This window comes from Vibrio sp. 10N.247.311.51 (genome assembly GCF_041467855.1).
Lineage (GTDB): Bacteria > Pseudomonadota > Gammaproteobacteria > Enterobacterales > Vibrionaceae > Vibrio > Vibrio coralliirubri.
This window is the reverse complement of sequence record NZ_JBFSVK010000024.1, coordinates 84,540-94,901: the sequence shown is the minus strand read 5'-3', so window position 1 is coordinate 94,901 and position 10,362 is coordinate 84,540. Positions and strand designations below refer to the sequence as shown.

Here is a 10,362-nt window from a genome sequence, read left to right as displayed (position 1 = left end):
CACCCTTCAACAAGCTAGTGAATTCAGCTAGGCCCTGCATATCAAATTCATTACCTGTGAGACCACCCATCATTTCCGCTAATTCATCTTCAGTGGTTTTGATGTCACTCGCGACTTGCGAATAGGTTACAGCGTATTTATCCGCAAAGGCTTGTACCTTATTAGTAAGCTGGGTAATCAAACTGCTTGGCATTGCAGCGAGCGCGTTGCTCAATGGTGTGATCCATTTTAGATGCAGCAAGTTATTCACTTGCTCGTCGCTTAATCCCTCAATGGTGGTTTTGGTTTTAAGGTGCAGTTTAGTTGCCGCTTCTTTCACTGCTTTTTTCAGTGCTTTTTCTTCAATGATAAGTTTGTTAGCACGAATAATTTTGGCCTTGTAGCTTTCTTCAAGAACAAAACTGTCTTCTGTGAACTTAACGTTACCGTCTTTCTGCTCTTTCAAGAATGCCTTAGCTGCCTTTGCTACTTCAGCATTGACAAAAGCATCTTTGCTTTCTTTGACCGTAGCTAGCTCTTTATCGTCTTCACTAAGCGATTCTAAAATGTCTTCAAGTGTGCTTGAGATTTCAGCCAAACGATTCTCTTGTTTCGCCAGTGCTGCCAGGTCATCGCTTAGGTGAGTGTTTTGCACTAAGCCAAAAGGTAATATATGGCCTTTCCATGGAGCCGCTTTGTCTTGTACTTCCGTATCTTTGCCGTTTGTCTTTTTGATAACGATATTTGGATCAACTTGCTTCGTTGCGTCAAAACCTTCGGTTTGCATCATTTCTAAATCGGCGCTAATAATTTGCCATTGGTTGTTTAGCAGCTGATAGGCTTGATATTTATCGATTAAAGCAATAGGACTTAGGCGGTTAAATAGCTCAACACTTAATGAAGCCTCTTGTTGATTGCGTTTAACCCCTTCCCAACCTTTAATGAGTTTGGTGTTTAAGTCGTCATCAAACCCAGCAAAAGCTTCTTTGTAACCTGCTATAAACGCTACCACCTGTGGATGACTGCTAATGCTTGTATTGACTGCGTCTTTAGCTATAGTCAACTCACTGTACGCGGAAGATTTAGCCGTAAACAAGGTGCTGCGTAGTTCAGGGAAAGCAAGCCAATATGGATTGAGTTCATCAATCTCACTGTTAGGGATACCGCCTAACATGGTGGCGTGTAAATCCCAGCTTTCAGCCGCCGCTGAAGAGTCCACATAGCGTGGTATGTTTAAGTTGTAACCATTATTGCGTAAAGTTTCTTTACTCACTACTTTCGAGAATTTATCGATACTTTCACGATTGATAACAACATCAACAATACGCTTAATATCACTCGCTTGCAGCTTGTTGTTTTTGCCTTCTTTAATAAAGTGCTTAGACGCATCAACAACTAAGACATCGGTATTCTGACGCTTTTGCTTGAGTACTAAAATCACGGTTGGAATACCCGTACCAAAGAAGATATTACCCGGCAAACCAATAATGGCATCGATGTGGTTCTGCTCAATAAGCTGCTTGCGGATCTCCCCCTCTTCACCACCACGGAACAACACCCCATGAGGTAATACAATGGTCATAATACCATCGGGCTTTAGGTGATAGAGATCGTGCAATAGAAAGGCAAAATCGGCTTTAGTTTTTGGGGCTAGACCAAAACGTGAATAACGAGGATCGCTATCTTTATAGCTAGGGTCCCATTGCTGTGAATACGGCGGGTTAGAGACAACGGCGTCCACGTATAAAGCATCGTAAGTGCCTTGTGGGTCGTTCTCATCAAAGTATGGCCAATCATCTTCTAGAGTATCACCATTGCGGGTTTTAATATTGCTGGCTTTAATACCACGCATGATGAGATTCATACGGGTTAGGTTATAGGTGTTCGCTTTTAACTCTTGGGCATAATAGGTAATGCTGTCTTTGTTTTTAGCGTACTTTTCAACAGCCTCACCGATATTGATAAGGAGTGAGCCAGAGCCGGACGTTGGATCGTAAATCTCAATGGTGTCTTTATTTTTGAGCTCATGAGCAACGATGTGCGACATGAGAACCGAGACCTCATGAGGCGTATAAAACTCCCCAGCTTTTTTACCCGCATTAGCCGCAAACTTTTCAATCAGGTACTCGTAGATGTAACCCAGAACGTCATAGCCTTGCTGACCGTTCATAGGGATACTTTTGATTAAGTGCAGCAAGTCGCTGATAGCTTTAGTTCGCTTGCCCGCACTTTCGCCAAGTTTGCTCAACCCTGTTTCTAGGGTAGTAAAGATGCCTTCAAACAACTTTTTGTAAGTAGGGGAAATCAAACGGCTAAAAGCAGAAAGCGCATCACGCACGTTTGACTCATCAAAGTCGGACGTTGGATCAACCCACGTTGAAAACAGATTTTCGTAAGCAATAAAATAGCCAAGGTTATCTTGAATGTATTTGACTGTTTCAGCGTCTTCTTCTGTTAGCGATTTGATTTCATCAGACGTCATCCCTTCTTTGGTGACAAATTGCACCTGTTGATCGCTGAGGTACTTATAAAAGATGAAACCTAAGATGTAGTCTTTGTATTCGTTTGCTTCGATCTTTGAACGCATCTGGTTCGCTGATTCCCAGATTTTTGCCGCTAATTGTTGCTTATTCATATTCTGCTCAATTCATTTCAACTATTAACCGACATCGTGAAAACAGTCGGCACATGTTCGTCATATTGTGTTTAGGGACTCAGTTAAACCTAAGCTTCTTGCTCTGGTATCAGGCTTCAAGAGCTTCACTCTTAAACACCAAAATCCACCGACTTTGAAGTCGATGAGAGCCTATATTTAAAGGCTAGTCTCTAAGTGTTTTTCTAAGCTGACTTTAACTATGTCGCTGCCTTTTTAATCGCGACTATTTCAGCAACCACCGAGCTGTACTCTCGCTAGTTCTATGTCCATTTTGAAACATGGAGAATACGGGAGAATTGGAACGTCGACAATGCGCAAAACCAAACTTTCAGCACTCCGTTTTCATATACAAATTTTTGTTTTAGCCGAAATAACTCATCATTCAGCATCACGCCCTTCTCCCCTGCCATCCATTCGAATCCAAATCTTTTCAAATATATTTCATCACTATGCATAACCCCACCGATAGAAAAAGGAGCTGCTTATGCATAGAAATCCCTTACCCGCAACTTCATTCAACAAGACAGCTTTGCCTATCTCTCTGGCTCTTCTGGATACATTAAACAACGTTCTAAACAAACACACAGGACTCGTAGAGGGTCATCACACCATCCATTTCAGTAACAAGCACTACTCCGCTGAACATGGAGGCTACCACCCTGTTGAGATTGCACTGGCGAAAGGCGTTAACAACCTCTATTCAATCCTTTGCATCACAGATTTTAGCTTCAATGGATACCCTTACCCGACACTTGAGCGAGACATTGAGTTCGATTTCACTCATGCCACAGTCTCCACTCGATACTCTGGTCTAAAGAGTATGACTGCCCCCAACACCGACAAGCTATATACGCTATGGGAATCCAAATTTATCGCTAACTTAGCCAAGGGAGTCTACAACCAAGTCGAGCTGCGTAGCCGCTAATACCTGAGCACAATTAATAACCACTCTCTCCCCTCGTTTCTAGTATCACCATGATTTTACTACCTTACTCTTTCACAGGAGAAACCCTTATGTCCTATGACATTGTCTATGAACAACTAGCACTGCGTGTACCAAAAGAAGATGTCGCTCAGCAAGCCTGTACCTTCTTCAGAGAACGCCTCAACCACACAGACACCCGAAGTACCAACGAACTCAAACAAGCCCTGTATGAACGTTACAGACTTAGGCTACGTGAAGATGACCTACTCATGCTCCACATGCTCATTGGCTCTAGTAATCTCTTTGACACGGAGACAAACAAACGAGCACGTAGCTGGCAGTTCTGTGGTGTAAACACCTTCAACCAACTACTCGTAAAATACGGTTGTGACTGGTCAGCAGCCGCTGAATCTGGAGATGTCAAACTCAATGGTCGCGATACCAAAGCAGAAGGTTGGATACGAGCATTACGTAACACTTTGAACCTCGCTAAAGACTATGGAGTGATGCCGTATTGCCACACCCTAGAGGTATGGCTTAAAGCGCCATTAGAGAAATCCAAACAAACCCAATTAGATGAGTTAAAAACGCAGCTAAGTGATTTAGAGGCAACTTGGAAAGAACGGCAACGATTTGATGACGATGGCTTTGATGTCTCAATAAAACCCAAGTCTGCTTTTGAGATGTGGCTCTTTCAGCAGCTCATCAATGGCTACCAAGGCAAGTGCTGGATAAATGGCTCAGAGCCGCCCTATCACGCTGTAAAGAAGCATTCTATCTAATACTCCTAGCCCCGTTAACAAAACCGTTAAACAACCCAAAAACACGTTTATCCACCACTCTAGAGGCCACCTTTTAACAAGGTGGTCTTTTTTATTTTATTCGTAAAAAGGAAGCACTCATGCAAACAACACAACCAAACAGCTCATCCATAGACCAACATGATTCTTTACCTACGTTAGAGGCAAAAAAAATCAAACCGATCACGGTACTTGTTCAGTGGTCTGAATCTCGCGAGTTCACTGAAGAGACACTCTATGACTTTAGTGAGTTCGAAAAGAAAGCTCTGGAGGTTGCTAAACGCAATCCATTAGGCGGGTACGACAAAACAAAAGTAACCGTGACCTTTGATAATGAATATCAGCACGAATGCCGCTTAGATTTAGGCTGTGGTGGTAATGATCAGGGTTTTTCTGAACACTGCTTAAGCATGGCTCGTTATTACCGCCAGCATAAAGGGGATGTCGATAAACCTTGGCTTTATGACAAACACCACCAGCAGTTAATCGAACTCATAAACACTTATGAATTGGACCACTCATTCGTAAACCTAGGGCGTATGCAGGTTAAACAGGTCGAGGAGCAAGCTAAAGCTGAAGAAGCTGCAAAAGAAGAAGCCAAACAACAGGATCGGGAAAGAGCGTGGCGTAAACACCAGCAAGCGGAGGAGGCCTTTCAAGAAACCTTAGAAGTACCACAATGGGCAAAGGGCGTGATTGTTGCCACACTCACGGACTATGACGCTGAAATCAGTGAACCGTATGCAGGAGAGTTTCACACCAAAACGTTGAAGACTATTATTCTCGCGTGGTCGAAACACTCTCGAAACCTATTTCCAGAGCTGCGCAAAGCATGTCTGAATCACCCTGAAACGGCTTTTCTTAACGATCCAGATAAAAGCGTTGAACACCGTGAGCGCTTTGCCATGGGAGAAGGCTATTACCTAACCGACACCAAATACATTCGTTACGGATGGCAAATCAAGAAGCGAAATTTTTACAGAGAGGAGAACAAAGCACGGTATGTGCCTTTAGGTGAGTTCGCGGTACGCAAATAAAATAAAGAGAGGCGAATTGATCGCCTCTCAATCTAGATGGTATTCTTTTTTTACCGTAATCAGCAATCAATCGGCTTAGAAAAGTATCTGGACCATTTGTTAGCGGCATTATCTGATTCGGCATTAGCCTCTGAACCATTTGCTTAATTTAGTTGCTGTGTTTGTACGGTAGTCATAAACCATCCAAACAGGTTTAGGTTCACCTTGTAAAGCACCATAAACAATATGCCTATAAATGCCTAGATATTCTTGCTTAGCCCATGACTGCTCGTACGAATTATTGGCTACAGGCAATAAAGCTACATTTGATGTTGTTAAACTGGCATCACCAATACCTAACTCCCACGGCACCCATTTTGAATCTTTACTATTTATCGTGACAAAAACTACCAGTTTTTTACTTTCTTGTATCTGCCCTTTAATAATTTTCGCTGTATCTGGATTAGGTGTTTCTGGCATCCTGTCGTCATCTAGGTCACAGTATACCGATGCACCATGCTTTTCTAGTAACTCAATGACCCCCGGCAAGTATTCTGCATCCTTAGATGAATGAGATAGAAAAGTATCTTTGTTACCTTTAGAGTAAGCGGCCTTTAATATCACTTGAGAATTAGTCGCTAAGTTTCTGTTAAAACTCTTTAGATCATTAAACGTAGTGAACTGAACCATTAACTGCTTACCTTACCCAATAGCTATAATTTTCACGATCAAAATTAAAAGGACCAACGACGAGTAAAGCCCCCATACAGAAAACGACAAAAGAGATTGAAATTGCAAAGTGGACATTTCCCCTTTCGGTATTACTGAGTACAAACTTTCTTTTGTAAGCGTTTTGTTGTGTAGATTAATTATGAAATCATTATAAGAGTTACGAAAGGCTTTCTCCAAAGCCAAATAATAAGCATCTAAAGCAGCGAAGACTATCGTGGGTAAGATAGCAATATAAGCATAATCTGGTCGGCTCTTATCTGCGACGATAACCAAAACAGCGGAAACCAATGTCACGCACCAAGCTTTACAAGCTGAGCTATTGGATGCCATACGTTGTATGATGCCCTGTAAAATACCTAAATGAGTTTGAATTGAAGCAGACTCTGGGTCGATCGTTAAATATTCTTCAGCCATTAGTTCGCCTTACTCTTGATTGCATGATCGACCCAACTAGCCATATTTAGCGCTATATCTCTATATGCATTTACTGTGTCAGGATCATAACAAGGAACCACAGATGATAGGCTACTACCGTCTTGGAATTTAATTTGATCGAATGGGTTTTTACCCTTTCTACTTGTTCCTGTTCGAGGGCATTTTAGATTATGAATATGGATGCCTAGTAAAGCTTTACCATCGTTCCAAGCTTTAATTATCTCATGCTCAACCCAAGGCCTAGAGGCGGTTTCACTACCAATCAAAACAACAACACAACGTTTATACTTCATGTTCTGATCAATCCAGTTTTCCACTGCTTTTTTACCAGTTCGTTTCAAGGTTTCCCATTGATTTGGCGTCGTCGGAGCATTGCCTTCTATACTGCCAATATTACGTACTTGTTGAACTCTCATGACATCATTGCCAAAATGAAAACTATAAAAAACAGGGACTTTTGCCAAAATCTTTTCCTTTCTAGATTCTTTACCTATTACAGCACCAACAGCCCCACCAATAACAACGCCACCTAAACCGGGAAACATCAGATTCCCGATCATTGAGCCAAGGGCAATGGAAACAATGGTACCACTTTCTCCTGACTCAATAAGGATATTATCAGGTACACATTTCGGATCTTTTAACTTTTTAGTTTGCTTCATAAGATATCGTGAAATTTGAATGCGCTAACGGAGTTGGAACTAACAGCCAATACCAAACTACTCACATAATCAGTTATTAGCAAAAATAGGTCAATTACTAAGGAAAGAAGTGTGTCCCGACACCTTAAATAAAAAATTTAGTGGTATCAGTCCGTTAGGCTAGCAGCTCAATAAAAAGTGTTCACCAAGTGTTTCTATCGTCATCTATACTCCCTTTGCTCACCCTTAAACCAAAAAATATTCAGGCATATGTCATCAATGTGAATAACCATCATTGAATCCGACAGGAGCCCGTAATGAATACCCAAAATTCTGATTACCAAAAACAACAGCGCTATCAGGAGAATGAAATCCTAGAGCATGCGGCTGAGATACTCGCGACGCGCTATGTACGTGGTGATGCCTTAATTAGTCCTAACGCCACTAAAGAATATGTACGCTGCAAGCTAGGCAGCTATGAACGTGAAGTGTTTGCTTTACTGCTACTGGATAACCAAAACCGACTGATTGAGTTTAAAGAGCTCTTTCATGGCACCGTCGATGCCGCCAGTGTCTACCCAAGAGAAGTAGTAAAAGCGGTGTTGGAAGTGAATGCAGCAGCAGTGATTATGGCTCACAACCATCCTTCAGGTGACTCTACCCCCTCACAAGCGGATAGACGTATAACCGAAAGACTCAAGGATGCCTTAGCGCTGGTGGATGTGCGCGTATTGGACCATATCGTAACGGGCGAAATCTGCACCTCATTTGCTGAGCGAGGCTGGTTATGATTGAACAACACTATGGTGATATCAGTATCAATGATGCACTGCTCTCGTCACTAGAAAATCTTCTTATTGGTCACACACTGCCTGAACAGGCTGAAAGACTGGTATTAAACTGCCGTCAAATGAGTTACTACCGCCATCGTCAAGGACTGCACCCTATAGAGATACAGCTCAAACGAGAGTCACGCTCAGGTCCTTGGCTTATCGTGTTCTTTGCGAGCTTTTCTTACCCTAATGACAACAGTACTTCAGTAGAGCCAGAGCTGTACTTTCATCTTGCTAATCGTTGGTTCTATCAACCCGATACAGGAACAACGGATTTATCTCACCCAGAAGTGCAAGAGGTGCTCTCTGCTTGGATGAACGCATTAACTCGCCACCTAAGCCGAAACGTCTTTGATAGCGTGCAACTCTCGCTAGTCAGCTCGTTTAACTAATCCCCTACCTACTTTCTGATTTATCCCTAAACAAGGAGGACTGTCGATGTCCCAATTAGCCTTTACGTCATTACCCCTACCAGTTTCTAAGAAGCTGTATACCTTGCTTAATGAGCGGTACTCAGCTCATTTGCTTAACAATGAAACGCTCTCCACCAGCCGTCATGTGGTCTTTAACTTTCGTGATAAAAGTTACAGTGTTGATGCTGGTGGCTTTCACCCTGTCGAAATGTCTATTTGCCAATCTTCAACAGGAGAATGGTGTATTGAGTACATCACAGACTTTGCTTATATGGGGAACTACTACCCTGAGCTTGAGCGGAATTTAGATTTTGACTTTCGCGCTAGTCAATGTTTTGCCAGCTACCACGGCTGGTTTTCAATGAAAGATAACCGTGAGGCTATCGAGCTGTATCAATTGTGGGAAAGTAATTTTCTCGCATACGTTGAGATGGAGGCATTCGACGATATTACTCTTACCCCGCAATAACTCATGACTTCCCTTCTTCTACAAACCATCAAACTTATCTCTGCCCTCATCACGTTACTTTCTCTTTCCCCTTTCTTTGGTGCCATTGGAACCCTAACGACCTTAGGCTTTCTGGTAGTACTGCTGATTGGGTTACTGGTAGCCATCTCAGAGCTGAGAGATAAAAACAACCATCGATAATGTTAATCGACTCACGCTTTCGCTAAGCCGATTGATGGCGCTTTAACCGTTGGACATTATGTGTCGAACCCACCTCTATTCTCCCGACATTAAATGTCCGACTCCGGTGTGGAGCGCTATGTATTGAGAGAGTAGCCATGAGCAATAAAACCAGCATTGAAGGCTTATCTGCTTTGCTGCACACGCTGATGCTTATTCCTCAACATCGATGGGTCACCGTTAGGGAGTTGCAGCAGCAGTTAGCCCTAATCGATATCCACCGCACCACGCGCAGTATCAAACGCTACCTCGATGAAGTCATTGTGGAGGTGTTTAACGTGGAGTGTGATTCGATGAGCATGCCCCATGTTTACCGAAAAACATCCGAGCAATTACTGAAGCTAAATAAGCAAGAAATGCTCTATTGGCAACTGACCAACAAGTACTTAAAACCGCTTATTCCTGATGCACTGAATTATGGACTGGGTCGGTCCCCGGAGAGAGACAAACCCTTACAGGATAAGGCTTCAGCCATTTCAAAAGAACGACTTTGGCTAAGCAAAGTACACCTCAATCTACCTAATACGAGAAGCTGGAGTAACAAGCAACAACAAATCTTAGGGTCAGTCCATGAAGCATTACTTAACAACCGAATGCTAAAGATCTCTAGCCAAGCTTTGCAGCAGGAGCAAACGCTCATTGAACCACTGGGACTCTCAGTTCAGTGTGACGCGCTCTTGCTGCTCTTTCGGTTATCCGACCAACATCCAATACACACCGTTGCCTTACCACTCATCGACGAGGCCAGTGTATCGACATTTTCATTTACCTATCCCGTCGACTTCAATGTTGAGCAGTTCATGCTGGTTCACGAAGAGGCAGGTTACCCAGAATTTCACTCACCAATGAGGAGAGTAAACCCATGACCAAACTAAAATATCGACTAAACCAATCGGTTCGATACGCAGCCACGATGGCCCTGTTTATTGGAGCAACAGGATGCACTGAGCAGGAAGAATCTCCTGAAGCCGTTGCGGATATAGAAGTCTCGATCTCCACCAACTCTCATTGGGGAAGCGTAGTCTTTGACCTACAAGCCATCACCAACAACACCGTCATCACCGACATTGTAATTAACCGAGGTAATTGTCGTATTCCTGCTGGCACGGCCTCAGAGCTATCTAGAAACGTTTCATTGAAGTTTGGGGAAACCTACACGGGATACAGCAACAACTGCACCGTAGACAACGTGAAAGAAATTGAAGTGACGTCAACGGCTGGCACCTTTATTTACATCTTCTAAA

At 42.9% G+C, this 10,362-nt stretch carries 13 protein-coding genes; 9 read left to right on the top strand and 4 right to left on the bottom strand.

Going from position 1 to position 10,362, the window contains the following annotated elements:
• The coding region (locus AB6E85_RS19250; RefSeq protein WP_372143725.1) for a type I restriction-modification system subunit M at positions 1-2,614 on the bottom strand (2,614 nt) is incomplete at its 3' end.
• A 505-nt stretch (positions 2,615-3,119) separates the two neighbouring features.
• On the opposite strand from AB6E85_RS19250, the gene AB6E85_RS19245 reads away from it, so the two are divergent.
• From AB6E85_RS19245 to AB6E85_RS19235, 3 genes are all read left to right on the top strand, one after another.
• The gene (locus tag AB6E85_RS19245; RefSeq protein ID WP_372143721.1) at positions 3,120-3,560 is read left to right on the top strand and encodes a DUF2787 family protein; all 441 of its coding nucleotides are present in this window, start codon (positions 3,120-3,122) and stop codon (positions 3,558-3,560) included.
• Positions 3,561-3,649: 89 nt separating this feature from the next.
• Positions 3,650-4,342, top strand: coding sequence for a hypothetical protein (locus AB6E85_RS19240; protein WP_372143719.1), 693 nt, complete (start codon positions 3,650-3,652; stop codon positions 4,340-4,342).
• 119 nt (positions 4,343-4,461) lie between these two features.
• Complete coding sequence (locus AB6E85_RS19235; protein WP_372143717.1) at positions 4,462-5,397, top strand: LPD25 domain-containing protein; 936 nt, start codon at positions 4,462-4,464, stop codon at positions 5,395-5,397.
• A 123-nt stretch (positions 5,398-5,520) separates the two neighbouring features.
• Here the strand turns inward: AB6E85_RS19235 and AB6E85_RS19230 are convergent, their stop codons facing one another.
• Genes AB6E85_RS19230 through AB6E85_RS19220 form a run of 3 tightly spaced genes read right to left on the bottom strand, consistent with a single transcriptional unit; the run spans position 5,521 to position 7,205 of the window.
• A complete protein-coding gene (locus AB6E85_RS19230; RefSeq protein ID WP_272265361.1) occupies positions 5,521-6,066 on the bottom strand; it encodes a toll/interleukin-1 receptor domain-containing protein in 546 nt (181 codons plus the stop codon).
• A 12-nt stretch (positions 6,067-6,078) separates the two neighbouring features.
• Positions 6,079-6,522: a hypothetical protein gene (locus tag AB6E85_RS19225; protein WP_372143715.1), complete on the bottom strand. Its 444-nt coding sequence runs from the start codon at positions 6,520-6,522 to the stop codon at positions 6,079-6,081.
• Positions 6,522-7,205 (bottom strand): TIR domain-containing protein, encoded by a 684-nt coding sequence (locus tag AB6E85_RS19220; RefSeq protein WP_272265358.1) that lies wholly within the window; start codon positions 7,203-7,205, stop codon positions 6,522-6,524. The genes AB6E85_RS19225 and AB6E85_RS19220 overlap by 1 nt, the downstream gene beginning before the upstream one ends.
• A 296-nt stretch (positions 7,206-7,501) precedes the next feature.
• Here AB6E85_RS19220 and radC point away from each other — a divergent pair, with 296 nt between their 5' ends.
• From radC to AB6E85_RS19190, 6 genes are all read left to right on the top strand, one after another.
• Positions 7,502-7,975 (top strand): DNA repair protein RadC, encoded by a 474-nt coding sequence (gene radC, locus AB6E85_RS19215; RefSeq protein ID WP_122056154.1) that lies wholly within the window; start codon positions 7,502-7,504, stop codon positions 7,973-7,975.
• Positions 7,972-8,409 carry a DUF2787 domain-containing protein gene (locus tag AB6E85_RS19210; RefSeq protein ID WP_190960480.1) on the top strand — a complete coding sequence of 146 codons (438 nt, stop codon included), beginning with the start codon at positions 7,972-7,974 and terminating at the stop codon, positions 8,407-8,409. The genes radC and AB6E85_RS19210 overlap by 4 nt, the downstream gene beginning before the upstream one ends.
• Positions 8,410-8,455: 46 nt before the next feature.
• Entirely contained in the window at positions 8,456-8,899 is a 444-nt protein-coding gene (locus AB6E85_RS19205) for a DUF2787 domain-containing protein (RefSeq protein ID WP_372143712.1), read from the top strand.
• A 3-nt stretch (positions 8,900-8,902) separates the two neighbouring features.
• Entirely contained in the window at positions 8,903-9,079 is a 177-nt protein-coding gene (locus AB6E85_RS19200; RefSeq protein ID WP_004735711.1) for a hypothetical protein, read from the top strand.
• Positions 9,080-9,216: 137 nt separating this feature from the next.
• Positions 9,217-9,984, top strand: a complete 768-nt coding sequence (locus AB6E85_RS19195; protein ID WP_372143710.1) for a transcriptional regulator — start codon at positions 9,217-9,219, stop codon at positions 9,982-9,984.
• Positions 9,981-10,361: a hypothetical protein gene (locus AB6E85_RS19190; RefSeq protein WP_372143708.1), complete on the top strand. Its 381-nt coding sequence runs from the start codon at positions 9,981-9,983 to the stop codon at positions 10,359-10,361. The genes AB6E85_RS19195 and AB6E85_RS19190 overlap by 4 nt, the downstream gene beginning before the upstream one ends.
• The last annotated feature ends 1 nt before the right edge of the window (position 10,362 follow it).

Bases quoted from the DNA above. Each gene is read 5' to 3' on its own strand.
- radC (WP_122056154.1), top strand. From the start codon at position 7,502: ATGAATACCCAAAATTCTGATTACCAAAAACAACAGCGCTATCAGGAG.
- AB6E85_RS19220 (WP_272265358.1), bottom strand. From the start codon at position 7,205: ATGAAGCAAACTAAAAAGTTAAAAGATCCGAAATGTGTACCTGATAAT.
- AB6E85_RS19240 (WP_372143719.1), top strand. From the start codon at position 3,650: ATGTCCTATGACATTGTCTATGAACAACTAGCACTGCGTGTACCAAAA.
- AB6E85_RS19200 (WP_004735711.1), top strand. From the start codon at position 8,903: ATGACTTCCCTTCTTCTACAAACCATCAAACTTATCTCTGCCCTCATC.
- AB6E85_RS19225 (WP_372143715.1), bottom strand. From the start codon at position 6,522: ATGGCTGAAGAATATTTAACGATCGACCCAGAGTCTGCTTCAATTCAA.
- AB6E85_RS19245 (WP_372143721.1), top strand. From the start codon at position 3,120: ATGCATAGAAATCCCTTACCCGCAACTTCATTCAACAAGACAGCTTTG.
- AB6E85_RS19195 (WP_372143710.1), top strand. From the start codon at position 9,217: ATGAGCAATAAAACCAGCATTGAAGGCTTATCTGCTTTGCTGCACACG.
- AB6E85_RS19205 (WP_372143712.1), top strand. From the start codon at position 8,456: ATGTCCCAATTAGCCTTTACGTCATTACCCCTACCAGTTTCTAAGAAG.
- AB6E85_RS19235 (WP_372143717.1), top strand. From the start codon at position 4,462: ATGCAAACAACACAACCAAACAGCTCATCCATAGACCAACATGATTCT.
- AB6E85_RS19210 (WP_190960480.1), top strand. From the start codon at position 7,972: ATGATTGAACAACACTATGGTGATATCAGTATCAATGATGCACTGCTC.
- AB6E85_RS19230 (WP_272265361.1), bottom strand. From the start codon at position 6,066: ATGGTTCAGTTCACTACGTTTAATGATCTAAAGAGTTTTAACAGAAAC.
- AB6E85_RS19190 (WP_372143708.1), top strand. From the start codon at position 9,981: ATGACCAAACTAAAATATCGACTAAACCAATCGGTTCGATACGCAGCC.